Below are 22,743 nucleotides of genomic sequence, written 5' to 3'. Positions count from 1 at the left end.
ACAAGCCAGCGCGACCTAACGTGGCTATCAAAACTGAGCCCGCGACTCCGGGCTCCATGCTCCCGCCACGCCGAATGGCGCAATCGGGGTAGGTCATGCGATTCCCTCTGCCCGAGCGCATCGATCCGCGACACTGCATCGTGACGAAGCAGTACGCAGTATATACGCCGCCCATGCACGAGATGATTGAACAGCTCGGCGAATGGATCGACCAGCAGCGCCCCGGCGGCTATATATATGGTGCATCACGGCTGGGCAAGTCTCGCTGCGTGCAATGGTACGTCGCTCAGGTGCTGCAGGAACGCCTTAACGCCGTGGTACCGCTGGTGGTGTGGAATCGCCGTCCGGACAGCCAGACAAGCGAAGCGGGATTCTGGCATCAGCTGTTGCTCGCCTCGAACTTCGAATTCGCCAACCCGGCGAAACCACCGAAAAGAGCGGAAGGGATCCACCTGTGCAGGCAACGCTTCATCGCCATTGCGAACAACGCGCAGCGTAATTATGTCGTACTGGCCATCGACGAAGCGCAGGATTTGACGTTCCGGGAGTGGAAGTGGTTGCTCGGTCTTCAGAATGACCTTGATTACGAGGGCTACCTGCTGAGCGTGTTTTCCGTCGGCTCGCACCAGCTGAACTATCGTCACGAGTATATGGCGATCACCGGCAACGCTCACCTGGCAGCACGTTTTATGGCCGCGCATGCGCGATTTCATGGGCTGCGTTCGCCGGAAGAAATCGCATACGTGCTCAACGGCTACGATATCGACTCGGAATGGCCACCGGGCAGCGGCGTTTCATACCTGAAGTATTTCGCGCCGGTTCAATTCGCGGCAGGGCACCGCCTTGCAGACTGTGCCGCGCTGGTGTGGAAAGCGCTGGTGGAACTCTCGCCCGAATCTGCGCGCCGTCATCTCGAGTTCCCGATGCAGCATATCGCCAGGGCAACCGAGGCGATGCTTTTCCAGCTGGCGCATGGCGGAGACTGGGTTGACGTGACGTCTTACGAGAACTGGTTGCAGGAATTCGCAAAAGCGAACTTCCCGGACCACATGAGGATCATCTCGACGGGTAGTTGACATGGCGGCCTACCCATCGGTGAACTGGTGGCCGGGAAGCCTCCGTCCGTACGAGTCGCGGCTATCGTTCGTCGCCCGCTTCTGCGCACTGAATGGCATCAACGTCCGAAAATGCGCGGAGTTTTTGAGTGTGGAGCCCGATAGCAACACGCCGCTTCCGATCGACGAAATCAGACGCCTGGCGTCCGTGCTCGGTGAGACCGCGCCGCTTGTCGAAGACGTTTTCTCGCCTTCCATACGGTTCATCGATGTCGGCCGTTATGGCCCGCCTCCCGATAGTCGCGAGCGACGTGCCATCCGCTATTGCGAGACCTGTGTGCAGCACGGCTACCACAGCTACCTGCATCAGCTTGGGTGGCTTTCGCGGTGCCCATTTCACCTGAGCGAGCTGAAAACGACCTGGGCGCAGAAGCACACCGCCAGCCTCGTGTCGCAGCGCGTGGGCGCGTTGGAGTTCGTGATGCGGCAACGCTGCAGGACGTGGCCGCACGGCATTGATGCCGGCTTTCCGGCCCGAGAGCAGGGGCGCGTTGCGTCGCTCGCCGGCTGGGTCGCACGGGCGAGCGTCGCTGCCGCGCGCATGTCGCTCGGCGAGATCTGGTCGTCGGGCAACCATGGCATGCCGGGGCTGTCTCCCTCGACCAAGCGTTCGCTCAGCTGCGCACGCTTGAGCCCCCGCCCGAGGACATCGAGCAGCTCCTTATCGAAGCCGGTGATCGGTGGACTCTGGAAAGCCACGCGTTTGCGCGGCAAGCGAAAATCCAGCTCGGCCGCCTCAGGTCGAGCCACCTCAGATTTGCCGACGTACTTCACTTCTATATACGCATCAACGCCGCTTCGGCGAATCCGTCTTCGTTTGTCACGCGCCTGAATGCCATGCAGGACCGGCAGACTCGCCATGGCACCTGTCGCTGTCGGTGGAGGCTGACCAAGGAGGGACGGCTTTCGCGCTGGGTCAGCGTGCGTCCAGAGGAGGGGCCCCGCTGGGGCCTGATCTGCCCATACGAGATCGCGCTCAACGAACTTCAACTCGGCTGGGGCCGTTCGGACCTGGCGCTCTCCAATCGGCCGGCGGAGCAGGAACGGCGGCGCTTCTGCAGCGTTTCTCACGCGATGCGCGACTTGGGCCTCATCCGCTATACACGGGATGCAGCGGTAGCGCCGGCGGGTTACCTATATGCCGATCAGGACGTCTGGACCTGCTGCGAGTGGGTCTGGGAGTCGACGCTAACTGCAGTGCTCGATATGGCGGTCACGTGGGAAATCGAGCTGACGTTCGATGCGTTGACCACTTGGCTAGATGACATCGATCGGGGTGTCGATCCGCTTGAGCGCGACGATTCCAAATCTTGCGTCCGCCTGTGCGAAACCGACGACGGGCTGTTGCTGATTAGATGGACGCAGGCAGAAGGGTCCGCGTCGCAGACGACTCCGTTCTGAGCGCGACGTTGGGCACGAGCTCCGGCACGGAGCGGGCCACCATGGGTAATCGGGCGCCGCACGAAAGGGGCGCCAAGGTAAGTCAAGACGATGGCAGCCCCGCGCTCAGCCAGATCGCCGCGAGGCTTTGCGCTGACCGAAAGCCTCGTTCTGACCAGCAGCCACTCGGTTTCGGTAAAGCCTCGTGCCGTATCCAGCGCCGGACGAAGGGCGGCGCCACGAACCTTGATGCCGGCAAAGGGGTTGGCCAACACGGACCGCTGCTGGTCCTGCACGCCGAATCGAGAATCGTTTGCAATTGACGGTCGAACGTAGCCGGCATCATCACGGCGGTCGAGAGCGACCGGCGATGTCTGCATCCAGGTGATGGGGCGTGTGCGCGGTCATCATGGCTGACGCACATGGCGTCGGCCGGTGTGGTGCTTGGCTCGCTGTCGCTCGGTGGGCGCGGCAGCACGACGATTTTGCTCCAGGGGGCCAGGAACAAAATTAGTTTAGAAATGGATACAAAGTTAGTTTAACCAACGAGAGCCTTCGAGATTCACACTCATCTGGACATTATAGACATAAGCGCAGTTATGTCTAAAGTTATAGAGCAAACGTTAGCTATTAAACGTAATACGTAGTATTATATATTGTCACATAACTCACTTTTTCTCGATGCCGGCTGTCGACCTCGATCTGACCGACGCCACGCTGCAGGCTGATTTGGCCGAGCTGCGCGGGCGCTTTCCCGAGACCCGCGCGCTCTACCGCGAGGTCTGCGGCCTGCTGTTCTTCCGCTACGGCGTTACGCCCACCGCCAACAAGCTCTACAGCCTGGTGCGCAAGGGCAGCATGGGCACGCCCGCCGAGGTGCTGCAGCAGTTCTGGCAGGAGCTGCGCGGCCGTACGCGCGTGACCATCGACCATCCGGACCTGCCGGACCCCCTCAAGCAGATCGCCGCCGAGGCGGTCCAGACCATCTGGCAGTCGGCCAACGAGGCCGCGTCCGCCGAGCTGGCCACGTTGCGCGCGGAGGCGCGTCACGCCGCGAGCGAAGCGGAAGCCGAGCGCGATGCGGCGCGGACCGAGGCCGCGGCGGCCCGGGAGGAGGTGGCCGCCATCTCGGCGCAGCTGGCCGAGGCCCGGCAGGCGCACGACACGGTGCAGGCAGACCTGGCCACGGAGCGACAGGCGCACGCCGCCACGCAGGCCCGGCTCGAGGCGGGGCGGACGGAACTCGAAGCGGGACGGCGCCAGCTGGACGCCTTGCGAACCCAATTCTCGGCGGAGCTGGAGCGAGCGCGCGAGGCGGTGACGCTGGCGCAGGAACGCGCCGAAGCCAGCGAGCGGCGCAGCTTGCGCGAACTCGACCAGGAGCGCACCGCGCGCCAGAAGAGCGAGCGCACGGCCGAAGACCTGCGCGCCGAACTGGCGGCGGCACGCAGCGAAGCGCGCGATGCGGCCGTGGCGCAGGCGGAGGGCCGCGCCAAGCTCGAAGCGCAGGCTGCGGCGCTGGCCGATCGGCTCGCGGTAGCCGAACAGGCGCAACGCAAGGCGGCGGGCGACCTGGAGGCCGTACAGGCGGAACTCGCCGCGGCATTGCGCCGGGCCGAGCGCGGCGAAGCGGAAGCGGCGCTCGCGCGCCAGCTGCTGGCCACCTTGCGCGTCGCGCCGCGCGAACGCGACGGCGGTGGCGGTGGTGGAAGGCGGCGCAAGGGCGGCAGTTCGGCGGCGACCGCGCCGGAAGAGCAGGGCGACGGTCAGGGGGAAGCTCAGCAGGATGAGCTGGGCGAAGCACAGGGCGACGAGGCGGGGGCGGCGCTACCCAACAATCAGGACGAAGGCAACGACAGTAGTGACGGCAGCGATGACAGCAAAGACTGAGCGGGCGGACGCGATCCGCTGGATCCAGGCGCAGATGGATGACTACGGGCAATCCCCCAAGCTTGCATCACATAAACGCCGATGGGTAAGTTCGAACGACACGCAAGAGACAAGGTCTCACCGTCCATGGGATTAGGAAGCGTCTGCACGTGCAGTGACTTCAATGAAGGAGAACGAATTGGCCCCGAAGCAAGTGGTTGAACCCGTTGTCGCGAGCAATGCGACGGACGGACTTGGTCAGATGGAGCTTCCCATCGCTGAGGCGATGCGCGACGCGGATCTCGTCATTGGTGAAGCCAGTGGTGCATGCGTCGGTAGTGGCAGCGATGACACTCAGGCCCGACGCATGGACTTCTGGTCGACAAGCCGGGATAGCGGCCCGACGGCGACCGTGTCATATCGGCGCCGGCGGCCTTACACGGCCCCGGACGCTTCAACGAAAGACGTGGCACCGGAAGAATCGATGGAAGCCACCGCCTCGGAAGCGTTGACTGAATCTGACGCGCCGGAAGCGCCCATTGAAGCCATGCTCTCGGAAGCGACCACTGAAGCCGTGGCCGAAGCTCCGGTTGAAGTCCTGGCCACGCACGAACCGACGGAAGCTGCCGCCCAGGACGAACTGGCCGAAACGGCCGCCCCGGTAGCACCGCTTTACGCCCCAGCTCCGGAAGCTGCGCCTGAAGCGATGCAGGCCCCGAAGCGCGGTCGGAAGCCGAAAGCGCTCACCGAAACTGCCGCTGCGGAAGCTGCGCCGGAAGAGACGCGGGCCCCGAAGCGCGGTCGGAAGCCGAAAGCGCTCACCGAAACCGCCGCTACGGAAGCTGCGCCGGAAGAGAGGCGGACCCCGAAGCGCGGTCGGAAGCCGAAAATCCTAGCTGAAGTTGCCGCCCCGGAAGTCACGACTCAAGAGTCCCCAACCCGGAAGCGCGGGCCCAAGCAGATAGCACTGCCTGGAGTGGAGGCTGCCCCGGAAGCGCCGACTCAGAAGCCGCGAACCCGGAAGCCGCGACAGGAGCAAAAAGCGCCTACCGCAACTCAAAGCCCGTCCCAATCCTCACTGCTCGCTCAACTGGCATCTGTCAATGCGCAACTTGAGCAGTTGCGAGCCACGGAAGTGCCAAAGGTCGTGGAGGAGATTCAGCAGTGGATGCAGGAGTACGACCTCAGCATTGAGGACATTGCGGGCAAGCCCAGTGTTGAGCCCGCTGCCCGCGCTGTTCTGATCAAGACGAAGGCCGCGCCGCGCCCGAGGTACCGCAATCCCAAGACGGGCCAGACCTGGTCGGGGCGCGGTAGGGCTCCCGCGTGGATTGGCAAGAAGCCCGAGCGTTTCCTCATCGATCTCTTGTACTGAACGACAGGTTGGCGGGCGCGGCCGGTCCGCCCCCCTTCGGACTAGCAAACTCGGCAGGCCGGAAGTTCGGCGGCCACTGCGTAGGAAGACCAAGGGGAAGAGCTGTGCAACGAGCCGGGGGCGGCGGCGCTGCCTGGCAATCAGGACGAAGGCAACGACAGCAGTGACGGCAGTGACGGCAGCGATGACAGCAACAACTGAGCGGGCGGACGCGATCCGCTGGATCCAGGCGCAGATGGACGACTACGGGCTCACCCTGGAAGACCTCGACGCGGCGGGGTGCTTCGCGCCGCCGCCGCCGCCTCCACCTCCACCGCCCGCACCACCGGCGCCGGTGGTCTGCTACCGCAATGCGGAAGGGCTGATCTGGGACGGGCAGGGCGAGATGCCGTCGTGGCTCAAGCGGGCCGTCAATGCGGGGCAGAGCGTCGAGTTTTTCCGGGTGGGATAGGGCCGCCGATGCATTCGGCCCGCTGTCCAACGGCGATGTGACCAAGGCTAATCGACACAACCCACAACCACCCATTTATGAAAGTACGCGTTTTTACCCTGTTGTGGCCCGCCATGGCGAGCGGCGGTATGCTGCCACCCACGCAGGCACACGCCGGCGTGTTCGACGATGAGCAGGCGCGCAAAACGGTCATCAACCTGCGCGACCAGTTCAACAGCTTCCAGGCGACGGCTACCCAGCGCATTGAGCAGAACAGCCGCACCACACTCGACCTGCAGAACCAGCTCGAAGGCCTACGCCAGGAAGTCGCGCGACTACGCGGCCAGAACGAAGTGCTGCAGAACACGGTGGCGACGCTGCAGAAGCAGCAGAAGGACTACTACGCCGACCTGGATGCGCGCCTGAAGAAGTTCGAGCCGCAGCATGCTTCGGGCGAAGACCGCCAAGGCACGTCGCAGCCGGGCGAGAAGCCCGAATACGACGCCGCGCTCAAGCATTTCCAGGCGGGCGATTTCAAGAGCGCCGGGAATTCGTTCTCGTCGTTTATCAAGAAGTATCCGCAGAGCCCGTACCTGCCGCTGGCGCAGTACTGGCTCGGCAACTCGCTCTACGCGCAGCGCGACTATAAGGGGTCCACCTGGGTGCTGCAGAAAATGATCCATGCCAACCCGACGCATCCCAAGGTGCCGGACGCCATGATCGCGGTGGCCAATAATCAGCTCGAGTCCGGCCAGAAGGCGGCTGCGCGCAAGACACTGGAACAAGTGGTGGCCAAGTATCCCGGTACTGAAGGCGCGCGTGCGGCGAACAACCGGTTGAAGACGCTGAAGTGAGTGGGGCGGCTTCCAGCCGGCCGCACCACGCGCCGAAGGCCTGCTTTAGGGGATCTTCAGATTCTGACGAACCCTACATTGTCCGGAGTGTGGGGTCTACGATGACCCTGAAAAGGTCCTACCGCCTAGCTATACCGGGTAATCGTTCGAAATGTGCAAAATGTAACGGTAACTCCCCGGGAGGCCGCTTCCAGCAAGGCTTTCCGGTTCGCTATCACTTTGAGAAATTGCTTCTTCTGCAACCTCTTGAATCACAGCCGTTTTGGGAGCCCAAACGTATCAATCTGCTCGAGAAGGACGATTACCCAAGGTTGGCGCCATCAAAGTCAATGTGGTGCGAGGCCCAACAGCGCACGGGCCTGTGCGGGGGTTGCAACGGGGCGGTCAAACTCCGTGCACAATTCAGCGACCTGCTTTACTAGGGCAGCATTGGATGGAGCAAGAGTTTCTTTGTCCAGCCGGACGTTGTCCTCGAGACCAGTGCGGCAGTGCCCTCCCAGTTCAAGCGACCATCGCGCCATCGTGAGTTGGTTGCGGCCGATACCCGCGCCAGTCCAGGTGGCGTTAGGTGCCAGGCGGCGCAGCGTATGTACATAGAACTCAAACACTTCGCGATCGACAGGCATTGCATTCTTGATACCCATGACAAACTGCATATGCAGTGGGCCGATGATTTTGCCGGCCTGCTGCATGGTGACCGCTTGGAAGATCATTGACAGGTCGAACGCCTCGATTTCGGGCTTGATCCCATAAATCTTCATTTCTTCGGCAAGCCAGTCGACGAGGTCGGGTGGGTTGTCGTAAACGCGTGTGGGAAAATTCACTGAACCGGTTGCAAGCGAAGCCATATCGGGCCGCAGCGACAGCATGCCGCCCCGTTCACGCCCTGCGCCTGAGCGGCCGCCCGTGGAGACCTGGGTGATTATTCCCGGAGCGTGCTTCTGAATGCCTTCGAGCACCAATGCAAATCGATCCGGATCCGAGGTGGGGGATTCGTCATCGTTGCGTACGTGCAGGTGCACGAGAGTGGCGCCAGCCTCAAAAGCTTCCTGCGTGGATTCCACTTGTTCGTTCACGGTAACCGGTACGGCCTGATTGTCCTTCTTCCGCGGAAGTGAACCGGTGATTGCGACGGAAATGATGCAAGGTTGGGTCATGTTGAGTACGGGTATGAAAGCGTTCAGAACCGGAAGGACTGGTGCATGCCCGGAAGCGCATCCACCCGATGAGGCTGGGCAATCAACCCAATAGGGCGGATAGAGGCCCAACGATCTGTAGCGCACCTAAGCAGAACGGCTGGCAGCAAAGTTCTTTTGGCGAACAATAGTTCGTTTGTAGAACGGAGCCATGCTACTTGATCTGGTCCGGTTCCGCCAATTCGAACACGAGCTTTCACCGGCTATCGCACACGGCTTGCCAAAGTGGACTGGCGTGCTCGTCAGAAGAGAGCCTTGGGTATCTCCGCGGGGCATCGAAACGCGAGGGACTCCGAAGCGTTGCGCAGCGAACTGGTGGCGGCGCGCAGCGAGGCCCGCGACGCGGCCGTGGCGCAGGCCGAAGTCCGCGCCCGGCTCGAAGCCCAGGCCGCGGCGCTCGGCGATCGGCTCGCGGCCGCCGAGCAGGCGCAGCGCAAAAGCGGCGCACGACCTGGACGCGGTGCAGGTGGAGCTGGCCGCAGCACAGCGCCGGGCCGAGCGCGCCGAAGCCGAGGCGGCGCTGGCGCGCCAGCTGCTGGCAGAATTGCGGATGGGACCGCCCGAGCGGCGGGGGGAGAGTGGTGGCGGGCGGCGGCGCAAGGCCGGGAGCCCGGCGCCGACCGAACAGGCGGTGCCAGGCGCAAAACCGGACGAACAGCAAGACGACAAGCAGGGCGCGCCGACGGCCGCCTCCAACCCGGAAGACGGCAGCGACAGCAGTGACGACAGCAATGACAGCAAAAACTGAGCGGGCGGCGGCGATCCGCTGGATCCAGAATGAGATGGCCGACTACGGGCTGACCATGGAGGAGCTGGACGCGGCGGGGTGCTTCGATCCACCGCCCCCTCCGCCACCACCGCCGCCGCCACCCGCCCCGGCGCCAGCGCCAGTGGTCTGCTACCGCAACGCCGCGGGGCAGAGTTGGGACGGGCAGGGCGACATGCCCGACTGGCTGCGGCGGGCGGTCAATGCGGGGCAGAGCGTGGAGTTTTTCCGGGTTGGGTAGGGCTCAAGATTATCCCCGCTTCAACAGCTAGCGGCCTGGGGCCTTACTCTGTGTGATGGCGGATTCCTCCTTATCTTGGCCTGGCCGCTCTTCATGAGGCGACGCAGCGGTCGGCATACGCTTGCTTGCCGATGGAGCACGCGATTGCACCGTGCTCTAATGGCGATCGGATCGTTAACCTCCGACGTCAGTTTGATGCGACTCCGGTGGCTCTTTCCTCCGCGAGCTTTTTCACATACACCTCGATCACCGTAGTTAATGCCGGTACAGCCCCATCTTTCCACTCTGTTGACTTCCAGTACGGCTCTAACTCACTACCGTAGGAGCTTCGCTTGGAAAGTGGTGTCTTGATCCGCTGGCCATCGCCCGGACGGTTTCCCGCGTGGAGGAACACCGTCCCTTCGGACATGGCCAGATAGGGCATCGCGCGCGGCTGCCCCTTCTTCTGGCCATGTGGCCATACAGGACGGAGCTCATCCCAAACCGCGTTGATTGCCGCGTTGCAATCGCGCATTACGTCTTCCCCGAATCGGCCAACAATTGCTTGAAACGTCTCTTCTCGCTGCTTTTGCTCGGCGTCCGCTTGATCCCGCCTCGCTGCCCGCGCGCGGAGTTCTTCAATTGCCTCTCGATTCCGCTCCTCGGCGGCCCTGCGCTTCTCTTCAGCCTGCGCGGCCAACGCCTCCCTTTGAGCCAGAACCTCCTCACTGAGTGCCGGCTTGGCGATTGCACCTGGCGGAAGAGGAAGGCTTATCACCATTTCTTTACCGCCTTTAGCTGCAACCTCTACCTGCCGGCCGTCCTTCGTGTATGCCTGAACATAAAGGTTCGCGCCGTAAAACCCTACGAACTCGTCACCGTAGATCCCTTCGAAGGTGATGGCGACGCGCTCTAGCGCCTCGACCAGCCGCTCAGGCGTCACCGGCCCGGCAATCTTGACTCTCATATCCGCGTTTCCTAGATCATGGCATCCTTGTGCGGCGATATGGTACCCGCTCACTCAAGCAGGTAGCGGGATCTCTGAAGAGTCACGTCGGATCTGATAGCTGATCGTGACGCCTGCCTCGGGCAGGGCCTCGAACACCCGCGCACCGAATACCGGCACCGACCAGGGCAGCAGCGCCTTGTGTTCGGGCGCTGAAGCCACCCGGGGGCGGCGAAGCCTGCCGAGATCCACCGCCCCACGCGCGGCGCGCAGGCTGTTGCGCTTTCTAGCCCCATCCAGGCTGGCCGCCAAGTGGTCAAGCAGGACGCTGAATGCCAGCGTTTTGATCAACGGGCGCCACGCGCTCCCGACTTTGGCGTCATCTTTGCAGGCATATGCTGTTTTGCGCACTCGTCGCTCTGAGCTCTTTCTGGTCGGGGCCGCAGCCGCAATGCCTTCCGTAGCCAGAGATGTGGCGGATTCGGCGGATCGACCGGATGAAAGTCCACTGGACCAGCTACAGGGCAAGGAAATGCAAGTGCGAATCAAGGTTGCAATGTCGCAGGTCGTGCCGAGGGCGGAAAGGAGCAGAGCCTTGTTGCAGGCAGCTCTCCGAGGGGGGAGATAAAGTCAAATCTGGTGTATGAAGGTTGATCGTGGCCGGTCGTCAGGCGGCGAGTTTCTGCTGAACCGGCGGATTGTCTTGCGCCGGGGCACCGTCCTTGAAGGGGACGCCCTTCAAGAGCAGTTCGATGTGTTCGGCACCTTTGATGCGGCGCCATGTTTTCTCGGCTTCCTCGATCAGCTTGAAGGCCAGGCCAAGGAAAGTCGCTCGTGACACGCAATTGCGCGTGCGCGTCGTGCGGTGACGCACGGTCGCGAAGGTCGACTCAATCGCGTTGGTCGTGCGGATGTGCTGCCAGTGCTCGGCCGGGAAGTCGTAGAAGGTCAGCAGGCTGTCTCGGTCCTTGGTGAGCACGCCGGTGGCCTTGGGGTACTTGGCGCCGTAGATCGTCGCAAAGCGATCGAAGGCAGCATAGGCATCTGCCCTGGTGGCCGCCATCCAAATCGCCTGCAGATCTGCCTTGGCGCGGCCGTGCTGGGACTTGGGCAAGGCGTTCAGGACATTGCCCATCTTGTGGAACCAGCAACGCTGGGCGCGCGTGGCCGGGAACACCTCCTCCAGGGCAGCCCAGAATCCCATGGCGCCATCGCCGACCGCCGCCAGCGGGCCAGCCTGCAGGCCGCGGGATTTCAGGTCCAACAGTACTTCCACCCACGATGCCTTCGATTCCCGATAGCCGTCACCGATCGCCACGCGCTCCTTCCTGCCGTCTGGCGTAACGCCGATGATGACCAGCAGGCATTGCCCGTCCGATCCCTCGCTACGCAGACCCGTGTGGATGCCGTCCACCCACCAATACACATGGCGCGCCGCCGACAGATCACGCTGATTCCAGCTCGCATGCTCGTCTGCCCACTGCGCCTTCAATCGGCTCACCACGTTGGCCGATAGCCCTTTGGCATCCTCACCAAGCAGCACCGACAACGCCTCGCTCATGTCGCCTGTCGATACTCCCTTCAGATACAGCCAGGGCAGCGCTGCACTCACCCGCGGCGACTTCCTCACATACGGCGGCACGATCGCCGAGTTGAACTTCACGCCAGACCCGGACCGATCGCGCACCTTGGGCACCTTCACGGCAATCGGGCCGGCCCCCGTCAGCACCTCGCGCTCCGGGAGGTAGCCATTGCGAACCACGGCGCGCTGCCCGCTCAACGTCTTGACGTTACTGAACTGCTCAAGCAGCTCTGCCAGCTCCACTTCAATCGCCTCCTGGATGACCCGCCGAGCCCCGCGCCTGATCAGCTCCTCGAGCCCAAGCCCGATTTCCGATAGACCGACTGCTTCTTTCCCTTTATCCTTGCTCATGGTGGACCTTTCTTGTGCTGGTTTCCGATCTCGACAATCAGATTCTCAGCGGAAAGCTCCACCGCCCTCTACTCCGCGCCTCAAATTCCCCGCCCGTACACCAGTTTCGACTTTAGCTCCCGAGGGGGGGCGGTCCAACACAAAGCGCGCGCTGTCATCACGCGTTGCTCAGATGCGAGGACGCCTCCCTGTGAAGCGAGGCAGCATTACTGCTGGTTGGCCGTGTTACCAATCCACCGCCCCCTTCCCCCGCCAGCGCTGTTTTTCGTCACAATCCCACCCATTGAGGATAACTAGAGTAACCTTGATAACGAGAATCTCGCTTGTTACACTGGATTAGGCCTATTGCTGCGTGCGGGATTGCTAGCGAGCGCCAGCCGTCGGAGGACGTCATGTCATTTTTCAGTTATGTAGAAGTTGCCCAAACTGCAACCCGACCTGTCGTCGAGGTCGGCACGGCCGATTCCCTTGAGGTCGCCGCGCCTCGCAAACCGCGAGGCGCGTGGTTGCGTATCTACGCCCCGGACGATAGCCGACTCAAGAAGTCTACCTTCGCGGCATTTAGCATCATTCACAGTCGCTTGCAGTGGTTGGCGACGCCAGACTCTCCTGTACGGGCTAGCTTGACCCAGCAACTTGAATACCCCGCTCACAGGAGCTATTTCAGTGTTTTGCTCACGGATTTTCATGAGCTTGTACCCGTTTCGATCAAATCATGGCATGACCTTGAGTCGGGTAGCATTGGTTTGAACGCCAACATGCTGCTCTTGGAGGCAGACGGCACACGAGCGGAGATTCAGAAGCTGCTCGACGATCTCCGCATTGATCTCATAGAGACCGCTGCATTGTCTGATGCAGCGGTCGCTCCCCAAGCTGGTGTCAATGACTCACGGCAGGCCGCGATAGATTTCCGGAATCGGTTGCTAAAGAAGATGTGGCCCGACGGCAAGCGTGTCGCTGAGATGGCCGGCGCACAGATCGGAACCAACCCGAACCAGTACGCTGCGCGTCTGCGCTCGCAGGGTTTGCTACTTGGTGTATGGGTGGCACAGGACCGGAGCTACGTCCACCCGGACTTTCAGTTCGACCTTTCCGGCAGAGTCCGCCCGGAAGTGGCGGAACTGCTAAAGATCCTTCCGGGGCGGGACGATCGTGGTGGGTGGCAACGCGCTTTCTGGCTCTACTCACCGCATGCGTTGCTGGAAGGGAAGACGCCTGCGGAGGTTTTTGCCGCACGGCCCGAACGGGTCATCGAGGCGGCGCGCCGTGAGTTCACTGGGGAGCCGAATGCTTCCTGGTAATGAGAAAGTACTGGATCGCGTTGTCTTCTCAACTGCGGCCCCGGGCGTGTATTGGCATGTCTATAATGCCAAGTATGCCCCCACCTCTTCCAATCAATATTCGAAGGCGCGCCTCGCGTGGATCGACGGATCGCACGGCATGTTCTATACCGGCGCGACCCCGGCCGCAGCCCTCTGGGAAACTGTTTTACGGTACGCGGAAATCGATGGTCAGGAGGTCTACACACACGGGCACCATCTGAAAGACATGGCTCTCGTTCGGCTCACGTTGCTCAGGCCAGTGCCCGCGATCGATTTGAGAGCCCCGTACCGGCGCGCAATTGTCGACGCTAACACCCCGTTGGATACCGGTTGGGACCATGTCCTTAAGGAGCCGGACCACGACAAGACGCACGTCGTTTCCAAGCGTCTCATGGCCCAGCTGAACGCGGCTGGATGTCCTGACGGGGCTGCATTGATCTGGCACTCACGTCAAGCGGGCGCGGAAACTGCGACGCTGTTTTTCGAGCCGCCCATGGAACAGTCGTGGTGGGAATTCGATTCCAGCGACATCTATCTGCTCGAAGCTCCCGAAGGCGAGCAGCAAATCCAGTTGGCATTGGCTGCGCAAGACCTGAAGTGGCGCAGCACTCCATCTGGAGAGGGGTTCGATCCCCCGCCGGAGCAATAAGTCTCCGTCACAATCGGGTAGCCAAGGCTAGCGTTACTTGGCACGCTATCGCCCGCTGTGCTGCCGGCCAGCGAAGGCGCGCCCGGACGGGATCCGATGGCGCAAGCTTGACCTTATCCCGTGGCCTCCTCCGCCGAATGTGCCAAAGTCGCGGAAGCGAAGGAGAGGGGTGGCCGGGATTCGCAAATATGTGAGGCTTCGCATATTTGCGAATCTCGGGCGTCCCTCTACTAGCCCGTGATTCACCCACCTCAATATCAGGTTCATCCATGAACGCGTCAGATCTGAGTCCAATATCAGTCTTGGAACACAACATTCTCCACGCGTTTGAGAACGCCGAACCCGGCTTCGTCGATCGCCTCAGGCGTTCAGTGACCGGTAGTTTCGTGGCTTCTGAGATTGACCTTTTGTATACGCTTCAACCCCCTCGGGGGCCACGTGTGACAAAGGCGGCGTCTGGTGCTCCGGCCATAATCCAGCTGGACGCAACGTACCTCGAACTGCTTTGGGCATTTATTTACGGGTGGATGGTACGCTTTGAAGAGGGGGTGATGAAACCGTTACTGAAGAGCCAGCGCGCCCCGATCACATGCCATACGCATCTAGTGCCCGGGGCTGATCGGCTCCTTACTTGGGCTGCTTCTCTACGCCATGGCTATGTAGCGTGGCCGGATGGACTTCCATCGCCACGCGCATACAGCTCAACGGAGGAGCAGTACTACGGCGAAAAGACTAATCTCGTGTTTCAGCAAGCGGTGTCGTTCTTGCTTGCCCATGAGTGGGCACACGCTGTCAATCTGCATCTGCAGCCAGAACTTCCTCGCCCATCAGATTTAGACAGCATTGAGCTGGAGAAGGATGCCGACATTGTAGCGATGAACATTTTGGTTAACCCACAGGCAAGCGATACAGAAAAACTCTCACAGGCATGGGCCATGCTTAGCGCAATTGTCAGCTCGTACTACGTATTAAGGGATACGGATTCGGTGAAGCAACTGCGGCATCCCCAACTGCATCACCGCGTCCAACATCTTTTTCGCCATTTGAGCTTCCTTGACGAAAAGACGAGCGGTTATTTCCACGGTCTTGGCGTTGAGGTGTTACGGGACGTGTTTGTAGGCGCTGAGTGGATTGATCCGGTCGGGGGCTACGATACTTCAGAAGAACTCTTCTACGCCACGATGGACCGACTTGACCAGTTGATGGACCTCGATACTCTGCCATCGCCATTCAAGCGGTAGTCGTACCGCGCGGAATATGGTGGTAGCCGCAATCTGGGCGGGCCGAGGACAACAATTTGCGTGTGACAACGAGGACGTTCGGCGTCAAGTAGCGCCGCGTGAACCCAGCGCGATCTTGGCGTCCCGCCGGTGGCGCGCGGGCGGGGTGGTCTGCTACTGCAACGGGGAAGGGCTAACCTGGGATGGGGCAGGGGAGATGACGTGGCGGTCAATGCGGGGCGGTCGATGGGAGTTTTACCCGGGATGGATAGGCCCGCAGACGATTTCGGCTCGCTATCCAACGGCGATGTGACGAGGCTGACCGACACAACCAACGACGATGCTCCGAGCTTCGCGTCCAGCGGCAAGTACATCCGTACATCCTCTATGCCACATGCTGGACGGGCGCCCGGTGCTGGCGGCCGGTATCCACTGACGGGGGGGGCGTACCCGGCAGGTCGAGCCGCCCTGAAGGTTAGGCAAGGTCGGCACCGTTGCGGCCCCGCGGTCGGTCACCCCGGGCCAGTTTCTAGGTATCCCCCAAAGAAGCAAATTCCGTCTCGGCGAGGACGGCCTGCCGTCGGGTTGAGAGCGAGTCGATGACCCCGCCTACCACCCGCGGAGAATCGGCAACATGAGATGATCTCGCTGTAACCCTTGAGGGGCGGGAGAAGCCTTTGGTAATCTCTCGGAAATCGCTTCTTCTGGAAATGTCCATGACAAATTCATCAAATCCCGCATTCACGCAGACGGACGAGGACGAACTCCCACCCGACGCGGTTGACGACGAGGATACAAGTGCGGGTGCTCACCAACATAAGCCGTGGAATCCGACCAAAATTCGCATCACGACGAAGAACTTCTCGTTGAGGGAGGTCGTCGAGCAAATCCGAGACGGCGAGGTGGACCTATCTCCTGAGTTCCAGCGCGACTACGTTTGGAAAAGAAGGCAACGAACCCGACTTATCGAATCCATTCTTCTCGGAATACCACTGCCGGTCTTCTACTTCAACCAGGATGATGACGGTACGTTTCAAGTCGTAGATGGCGTGCAGCGACTGTCGACCATCTCCCGATTCATGGACGATCAGCATGAGCTGGACAAGGTAGATCTGGAATACCTGCAGGACCTTCACGGCTTGCGCTATACCGGACTTGACCCAGCATCATTGCGCCGCTTCAAACAAGCGCAAATCGTCGTGCACGTAATCGAGCCGCAAACTCCCGACGAGGTCAAGTACGATATTTTCGGACGAGTTAACACACTCGGAAGCCCGCTATCGGCCCAAGAAATTCGGCATGCCATGAGCAAGGATCGCTCCCGAAAATTCCTCAAGGCTCTATGCGAGGTGCCGTCGTTCGACAACGCAACGGGTATGAACTTCTGGCGACGCGATCCGGACCGGCCGGGAGTGAGCACTCCCGACAGTGGTCGCATGATGAACCGCGAACTGGCCCTTCGTTTTTGTGCATTCCAGAGGTTCACGGCCGACGAATATCGTCAGTATCAGAGCCTTGATTCTTACTTGGTGGAGTATACGAAACGCATCGACGGAAGATCCGAGTCCGGGTTAATGTTCTCGGACGAAGAACTTAAAAGAATTAAGCTTGAATTCGAGCGCGCGATGGCAAACGCATTCGCCATACTTGGGAAGACTGCCTTTAGACGTCAGTGGCCCCGCCAAACCAAGCGTGGACCTATCAATCGTGCGGTATTCGAATCCCAAGCGGTTGCCTTGGCGAGGTACGAATTGAAGGATTTGCTTCCACACAAAAATGCAATCGTGGATAAATTTCGCGCCCTTTTTAGCGATGAAATCTATTCAAGAGCTGTGACCGTTGGAACCGGTGATCTTCGACGCATTGAAACGCGACTTACCGCGACTGCAAATGTATTGAAGGGGATCGTGGGATGATCTCAAAGCTTAGAGTGCAGGGTTTCAAGCGGTTCGACGATCAGGAATTCAAGCTATCGCCGCTCACTGTTCTGGCTGGGCTGAACGGCGCAGGAAAGACCTCGCTGATCCAGAGCCTGCTTGTAGTGCAACAATGCAGCAACAGTTCTAACGTGCAGCTCAATGGCCCTTTCGGCTTGGAGCTGGGTACAGCAGAAGATGTTAGCAACTGGGCAGGTGCACCTGATATCCGACTTGGTGTCGAAGAGGCTGACCAACAGCATTCTTGGACGTTGTCTTGGGTGGCGGAAAACTCAATGTATCTGAATGTTGAGGATTGTCCCGACACTGTACCGGCGGCTTTTTCTCCATCTCCGCGCTCGTTTACCTATCTTTGCGCCGAAAGAATTGGGCCGCGTGGCAGCCATACTGCCGCAGCAGTTCCGGCGGACCAACTCGAGGTCGGTTTCCGAGGCGAACATTGCGCGCAGCTTCTCGCCGAACTAGGGAACAAGCCGATCGACGACGCCACGAGACTGCACCCGAATTCAGAAGGAGCGACCTTCCTGAAGTATGAGGTTGAGCGTTGGTTAAGTGGTATTGCACGTCCGGTCGACATCAACGCTGTTCGGCTGTCCGGAGCGAACGTCTATAGTCTGAATTTCAGGGATCCAGGAGGAGCATTTGTCAAATCCCCCAACATGGGATTCGGCGTCACGTTCTCCTTGCCTATCGTACTTGCGGGGCTTATTGCTCGACAAGGAAGCGCTTTCATTGTCGAGAATCCAGAGGCGCACTTGCATCCTGCTGGCCAATCTCAGATGGGCATTTTCCTTGCATGGCTGGCTGGCAAGGGAGTACAGGTTATAATGGAGACACATTCCGACCATGTGCTGAATGGAATTCGCAGAGCCATCGGGGAGTTCGGCTTTTTGCCAGCCACTGGCGCCATTGTTCATTTCTTTGGCTCCGGTCAAGAAGCGCCGGTACAAGAACTGACTTTCACCCCCCGCGGTGGCATTTCTCATTGGCCCGCCGGGTTTTTTGACCAATTTGTGCTCGACACCGCCTCTCTGGGTCGTATCCGCAGGGAGGGCAAAGCCGATGGCGTTCGTGGTTGATGGTTCGGAATGGAGCTTTGATGGCTGGTCATCCATCGATGCGGAGGCTGCTCTAGAACGATTTACCAGTAACCTGGTACGCGCACGGACCCGCGGTGAAGTTGTTCTGTTGGGTGACGACCTTCAGTTTAGAAGCGTCTACAACGGGCTAGACATTTGGAGTCTTCGCGACCCCAAGTCTCCCATCAAGATTGATGAGGCTGTTTGGCAAGAGCTTGCCGCGGAACTTAGCAGGCTTCACTTGTATGTCGACGAAGAGGACTGGCCAGATGGCTTCGTCGAAGATGTCGCAATCTCAATCGACGGCAACCAGCCGCAAGATAACCCGGACGTGGCTTGGGTCCATCACCGCGTTCGCAGCGGTGAAGCCATGGCGTGTATCGGACTCACATCCGCAGGGCAAAAGGAGACCACATCGTCCCTTGGAACGGTGCCATTGCATTGGATGAGCGATGCAAAGTCGCAGCGCGAGTTCTGGCGATGTGCCATTGATATCGAGGGTAACAATCCGCAAGCTTTCGAACGTCTCGCGGAAAGCGCCTACCCTGACCTCTACTTTTGCCCCGGCGTTCTCCGGCACGTCGACCACCGCCTTGATGGTGGTTATTTTGCAAACTCGCGGTTGCTGCGCGCGTATCTCGACGCATTTAACGACTATGGCGGATGGGCATTTACCGCGTCTCCACCAGATCTTCACCCCGATAACGTAGGGCACTTCATACCCGGCGCGCCATCCCGCCAAATTATCGAGAGGCGCTTCACGCGGCTTGGCCTAACCGTCTCTCCAGAGAATCCCAACGTGTTCGAGGACAAGACCTGTAGAGAAGCTCGGCAAGTCGATATCGGAGGACGCGTCCTTTATTGTGAATGGCACGGCAAACTGGAAGCGTTTCGCAACCGGATTCATATTCATGCGCCAGTTCCGCAATCGGACAACCGGCTGGTTGTGAGCAAGATAGTTGATCACCTTCCGCTTCCAGGCGATTAATGCCTCTTCCGACAAACCTTGCCGCCAATGGCGGCGACGATGAAGCGGCACCTCGCGCCGACCCATTGACGCCTCGGAACGACATGCCGCAGTTGGAGACGCGCTGAGCATTCGTGGGCGCAGCCGCTTCGGAGTCAGTAAGATAAGCCTCTAAGCGGTCGTATATTGGGTCAGTAATATCAGGCCGGCCCGCCGAAGGTAGCCCCCGTCGACGTCAATGGCCGACCGCGCGGATCGGACCGGGACTCCGGGATCTCGGGCAAGCCGACGCTAGCGGTCTCCTCGGCCTGCTGCCGGGCGTCGTTGGTATTCTCCGCTTCCAGTCGGCGGCAAAGTCGTTGATCGCTAGCATTTGAGGATTCCCCGTGAGCCCACGGTCGACAAGTAACCGGCGAAGTGACAGTGATTCGGGGTCTGCCATCGCGTGCTGCGGCCCGATTGGTCACGCATGAGATAGAATCGACGACCCTCCTAACCCGTGCCCACGACCGATGAAAAAGGAACCATTGTTCGCCTTCGTTGTGATGCCTTTCGACCAGAAGTACGCTGATCTGTACAAGTTCGGGATCAAGGAAACCGCCGAGAAGCTCGCCATCAGAGCCGAGCGGCTAGACGAGCAGATCTACCAAGAGGGGATGCTCGAGCGGATTTATCGGCAAATTGAGCAGGCCGACATCATCATCGCGGACATGAGTGACAAGAACGCGAACGTATTCTACGAAGTTGGGTACGCTCACGCGAAAGGCAAGCACTGCATCCTGCTGACGACGAGCGCCGACGACATCCCGTTTGATCTCAAGCACCGCCGTCACATCGTCCATAATGGCTCGGCTACAGCCCTCAGCAAGCTCTTGAAAGCAGAGCTCGAGTCGGTCAGCAAGGAGATCGAGAACATCCGCGACAGCCGGATTAAGGTCACCTTCAAGGAGCCAACGGGTTATGTGCGAAACACTGAGCACATGTCGCAGGTGGAGGTTGATTTTTCAATTACTCTTGCAAACGACTCTGCCCTGCCGTCTCCACACATTGAGGCCGCCTACCTCTATACCTCGGCGAGGTGGGAATTCACACAAAACGGCCAACTATGCCAGCATGCGATACGTGATGGGAATAGTAAGAAAAGGCAGCATTTCCTGACGGTCCCCGTTCCAAGACTTCAGCCGGGGGCATGGGCGCCCTTGAAGCTACGAGGCAAGAGGATAATGGGCTATTCGTGGAAAGGGGATGAACTCAAGGATAATTACCATCTGACCGGCGATATCGGGCTCTGTCTTGTGACGTCTGCCGGAGGCTTTACATATAGCGAATATATGGACATTCAGGCCGACGACATCCCGTTCTAATCGGAGAAGCATCAACCTAGCCGCTGACGAACAGCTTACCGACGGTCAGCACGGCACGGAGCCAGGCGGTGGCCCAGATCACCGGAAACCAGCGTGTCTCGGGGTAATCTATATGAATGCGTCCCCGTTTGCGCCAGGTTTTCGCTTGTTCAGACACTGACAGGATGGGCTGCAGCTCTAAATACGCTGACCCGCGCCTCATTCGTACTGCGAAATCAAGGCTCGTATTACCCCACAGGCTTAGCAGGTCCCGGTCCTACCTGACTTGTCATCACACTCGATTACCAACGCAACGTTCGACGTTTCACCCTGTAAGACCGCTAATCTCCAACGTAGTGCTTACCTCTCAAGCCGGCTCCACGCTGATGGGGTAATCGTGCTTTCGGTGCGGATTGACACGGTTTCAGCAAGAAATCCGTTCTGTATCAACTACTCGCGCAAAGGGCTTTCGTGGAAAAGTCGTTGCGTGCAAATTGCTGATTTGAAAGAATATTTCGTGCGCCGGCGTATCATTTTGCAGCTAAAGCACGATCACCCAGAAGGGGGCGTTCGCCTTGTCAACACGGCGAATCTGAAAAATGGATTCTAGGATGAAAAGCGGATCACGATCGACGCGGGATGACTTCCTTGGACCGGTCAAAACCGAACTTGCCAAGCGCGTCAATTTTCATTGCTCTATCTGTGATGCTCAGACCGTCGGACCAAGAGCAGACACCGACAAGTCATTCAGCATCGGCAAGGCAGCGCACATCAAGGCCGCGGCGCCAGGCGGGCCCCGATACGACTCGCATCAGTCGTCCGACGAGCGGCGCTCCATCAACAATGGCATATGGGCCTGTGCGAACTGCGCTGACATCATTGATCGTGACCATGGCGCGTATTCGGTTGAAGAACTGCATCGGCTCAAGACCGAGGCAGAGCGCCTGGCGCGCGCGCGGATTGGGCGGCCGCCTGCCACCCCGCCCATACTTCAGTCAGCCGCATCGATCAGGAGTGCAGTGGAGGCGTTTTGCCGCACGGAGGCGCAGCGGCAAGAGAAGCTCGATCCCCGGTTTCGCGTAAGTGTCAGTCACACGATGGACGGCACGGTCTACGAGCTCCGCGCCAGGGAAACGGTGACCGGCCAGCTTAGCCTCAGTGGCCAGGACCTGGTTCGGCATGTTCAAGCACTGAATGATCTGATGGCATATGGTGGCTCGCATACGCTTGAGGACCTGGATATCCGGATGGAAGGTTCGCCGCTGTTCCCCGGCGCGGAAGACGCCTGCCAGCGCTTGCAGGTCTCGTCGAAGCCTCGATCTGCTACCTTGACCCTTCAGTGCGAGTCCGAGGCGGACCTGCCAATGTATGTGGAGTTTCTGGGAAGTGCCACGAGCGGTGCGAGAGGGCTGCGCTTCACCGGGCAAGCATTTTCCGGCCTCATGGTGGCAACATTGACGGTCGACTTGTTCGACAAAGCGATCAACTTCAGTTTCCACTTCGATCTACAGCAGTGGTCGGGAAAGCTTCTTCGTCAGTTGCCCCGACTCGCCCAGCTCCAGCGGACGATTCGGAGTTTGGCGACAACTCGGTGCGCGAGATTTTTGCTGTCGATGAATGAGGTGGAGGTTGAGTTAGGTTCGGGAGCGTTCGATAAACACGGCTACCTTACGATGCTCAATGCCTTCTTCTCTGAGGTGGCAGACCTGCGCAAGCTTGATGCGTGCCTTGAGCTAAATCTAACAATGCCGGCGGACCTGGATGACGTGCTACGGGGCCGGGGAAACCTCAGCGAACTGCTGGCTATGATCGAGATTCGGCATGCGGAGAAGCAAGAAATTACCGCGACGGTGGTGCCTGCCGATCCAATCGACAGTCTGTCCGATGCCATAGCGAAGAAGGAGCTCATTGCTCTTAAGGTGGCCCACACTTTTACGCTGTCGATCTTCGGCACATCGTATGGCCCGTTCACCTTGGAAATGATCTGTCCACGGGGAATGATAATGCCCGTCGGCCCCGCCAATATCCTGCCAGGGGTGCCAGTGCAGCTATTGCTCCGGGCGACTCAAGGCCAGCACTGGATTCCGACTTTTGTACCATCGCAGCAGCACAGGGTGTGAGATCGTTTGCAACCTCCGACCC

21 protein-coding genes are annotated in these 22,743 nt (G+C 60.0%); 17 read left to right on the top strand and 4 right to left on the bottom strand.

What is annotated here, in order from left to right:
* Positions 1 to 95 precede the first annotated feature (95 nt).
* The 7 genes from AC5WJ1_RS29360 to ybgF all read left to right on the top strand — a co-directional run bounded on the left by AC5WJ1_RS29360 (position 96) and on the right by ybgF (position 7,023).
* Positions 96 to 1,076 (top strand): ATP-binding protein, encoded by a 981-nt coding sequence (locus AC5WJ1_RS29360; RefSeq protein WP_039015432.1) that lies wholly within the window; start codon positions 96 to 98, stop codon positions 1,074 to 1,076.
* Position 1,077: 1 nt separating this feature from the next.
* Positions 1,078 to 1,947 (top strand): hypothetical protein, encoded by an 870-nt coding sequence (locus tag AC5WJ1_RS29355; RefSeq protein ID WP_494477014.1) that lies wholly within the window; start codon positions 1,078 to 1,080, stop codon positions 1,945 to 1,947.
* 5 nt (positions 1,948 to 1,952) lie between these two features.
* Positions 1,953 to 2,516 (top strand): hypothetical protein, encoded by a 564-nt coding sequence (locus AC5WJ1_RS29350; protein WP_494477407.1) that lies wholly within the window; start codon positions 1,953 to 1,955, stop codon positions 2,514 to 2,516.
* A gap of 660 nt (positions 2,517 to 3,176) precedes the next feature.
* Positions 3,177 to 4,385 (top strand): DNA-binding protein, encoded by a 1,209-nt coding sequence (locus AC5WJ1_RS29345; RefSeq protein WP_494477013.1) that lies wholly within the window; start codon positions 3,177 to 3,179, stop codon positions 4,383 to 4,385.
* Positions 4,386 to 4,548: 163 nt separating this feature from the next.
* The gene (locus tag AC5WJ1_RS29340) at positions 4,549 to 5,739 is read left to right on the top strand and encodes an H-NS histone family protein (protein WP_494477012.1); all 1,191 of its coding nucleotides are present in this window, start codon (positions 4,549 to 4,551) and stop codon (positions 5,737 to 5,739) included.
* Positions 5,740 to 5,923: 184 nt separating this feature from the next.
* Positions 5,924 to 6,190 carry an H-NS histone family protein gene (locus AC5WJ1_RS29335; protein WP_494477011.1) on the top strand — a complete coding sequence of 89 codons (267 nt, stop codon included), beginning with the start codon at positions 5,924 to 5,926 and terminating at the stop codon, positions 6,188 to 6,190.
* Positions 6,191 to 6,267: 77 nt separating this feature from the next.
* Positions 6,268 to 7,023 carry a tol-pal system protein YbgF gene (gene ybgF / locus AC5WJ1_RS29330; RefSeq protein WP_494477010.1) on the top strand — a complete coding sequence of 252 codons (756 nt, stop codon included), beginning with the start codon at positions 6,268 to 6,270 and terminating at the stop codon, positions 7,021 to 7,023.
* 326 nt (positions 7,024 to 7,349) lie between these two features.
* On the opposite strand, the gene AC5WJ1_RS29325 is transcribed toward ybgF, so the two are convergent.
* Positions 7,350 to 8,180, bottom strand: a complete 831-nt coding sequence (locus AC5WJ1_RS29325) for a 3-oxoadipate:acetyl-CoA acetyltransferase (protein ID WP_494477009.1) — start codon at positions 8,178 to 8,180, stop codon at positions 7,350 to 7,352.
* Between the two features lie 499 nt (positions 8,181 to 8,679).
* Between AC5WJ1_RS29325 and AC5WJ1_RS29320 the strand changes: the two genes are divergently transcribed.
* Both AC5WJ1_RS29320 and AC5WJ1_RS29315 read left to right on the top strand, forming a co-directional pair.
* On the top strand, positions 8,680 to 8,967 hold the full coding sequence (locus AC5WJ1_RS29320; protein ID WP_494477008.1) for a hypothetical protein: 288 nt from the start codon (positions 8,680 to 8,682) through the stop codon (positions 8,965 to 8,967).
* Entirely contained in the window at positions 8,951 to 9,226 is a 276-nt protein-coding gene (locus tag AC5WJ1_RS29315; protein ID WP_494477007.1) for an H-NS histone family protein, read from the top strand. The genes AC5WJ1_RS29320 and AC5WJ1_RS29315 overlap by 17 nt, the downstream gene beginning before the upstream one ends.
* 187 nt (positions 9,227 to 9,413) lie before the next feature.
* Here the strand turns inward: AC5WJ1_RS29315 and AC5WJ1_RS29310 are convergent, their stop codons facing one another.
* From AC5WJ1_RS29310 to AC5WJ1_RS29300, 3 genes are all read right to left on the bottom strand, one after another.
* Positions 9,414 to 10,172, bottom strand: coding sequence for a hypothetical protein (locus AC5WJ1_RS29310; protein WP_494477006.1), 759 nt, complete (start codon positions 10,170 to 10,172; stop codon positions 9,414 to 9,416).
* Positions 10,173 to 10,226: 54 nt separating this feature from the next.
* Positions 10,227 to 10,502 (bottom strand): hypothetical protein, encoded by a 276-nt coding sequence (locus tag AC5WJ1_RS29305; protein WP_494477005.1) that lies wholly within the window; start codon positions 10,500 to 10,502, stop codon positions 10,227 to 10,229.
* A 316-nt stretch (positions 10,503 to 10,818) separates the two neighbouring features.
* Complete coding sequence (locus tag AC5WJ1_RS29300) at positions 10,819 to 12,084, bottom strand: IS256 family transposase (RefSeq protein WP_022540107.1); 1,266 nt, start codon at positions 12,082 to 12,084, stop codon at positions 10,819 to 10,821.
* A 392-nt stretch (positions 12,085 to 12,476) separates the two neighbouring features.
* On the opposite strand from AC5WJ1_RS29300, the gene AC5WJ1_RS29295 reads away from it, so the two are divergent.
* The 8 genes from AC5WJ1_RS29295 (at position 12,477) to AC5WJ1_RS29260 (ending at position 22,721) form a co-directional block, all read left to right on the top strand.
* Complete coding sequence (locus AC5WJ1_RS29295) at positions 12,477 to 13,385, top strand: hypothetical protein (protein ID WP_494477004.1); 909 nt, start codon at positions 12,477 to 12,479, stop codon at positions 13,383 to 13,385.
* A complete protein-coding gene (locus AC5WJ1_RS29290) occupies positions 13,372 to 14,055 on the top strand; it encodes an RES domain-containing protein (RefSeq protein WP_494477003.1) in 684 nt (227 codons plus the stop codon). The genes AC5WJ1_RS29295 and AC5WJ1_RS29290 overlap by 14 nt, the downstream gene beginning before the upstream one ends.
* A 302-nt stretch (positions 14,056 to 14,357) precedes the next feature.
* Positions 14,358 to 15,296, top strand: coding sequence for a phage exclusion protein Lit family protein (locus tag AC5WJ1_RS29285; RefSeq protein WP_494477002.1), 939 nt, complete (start codon positions 14,358 to 14,360; stop codon positions 15,294 to 15,296).
* A 695-nt stretch (positions 15,297 to 15,991) separates the two neighbouring features.
* A complete protein-coding gene (locus AC5WJ1_RS29280; RefSeq protein WP_494477001.1) occupies positions 15,992 to 17,191 on the top strand; it encodes a GmrSD restriction endonuclease domain-containing protein in 1,200 nt (399 codons plus the stop codon).
* Entirely contained in the window at positions 17,188 to 18,291 is a 1,104-nt protein-coding gene (locus AC5WJ1_RS29275; RefSeq protein WP_494477000.1) for an AAA family ATPase, read from the top strand. The genes AC5WJ1_RS29280 and AC5WJ1_RS29275 overlap by 4 nt, the downstream gene beginning before the upstream one ends.
* Positions 18,275 to 19,279, top strand: coding sequence for a hypothetical protein (locus AC5WJ1_RS29270; protein ID WP_494476999.1), 1,005 nt, complete (start codon positions 18,275 to 18,277; stop codon positions 19,277 to 19,279). Before AC5WJ1_RS29275 ends, AC5WJ1_RS29270 begins: the two co-directional genes overlap by 17 nt.
* A 491-nt stretch (positions 19,280 to 19,770) precedes the next feature.
* Positions 19,771 to 20,622 carry a nucleoside 2-deoxyribosyltransferase gene (locus AC5WJ1_RS29265; protein ID WP_494476998.1) on the top strand — a complete coding sequence of 284 codons (852 nt, stop codon included), beginning with the start codon at positions 19,771 to 19,773 and terminating at the stop codon, positions 20,620 to 20,622.
* A 590-nt stretch (positions 20,623 to 21,212) separates the two neighbouring features.
* Entirely contained in the window at positions 21,213 to 22,721 is a 1,509-nt protein-coding gene (locus tag AC5WJ1_RS29260; protein ID WP_494476997.1) for a hypothetical protein, read from the top strand.
* The last annotated feature ends 22 nt before the right edge of the window (positions 22,722 to 22,743 follow it).

The organism is Cupriavidus sp. MEYA8 (assembly GCF_059278825.1).
This window is presented reverse-complemented; position numbering and strand designations above follow the sequence as displayed.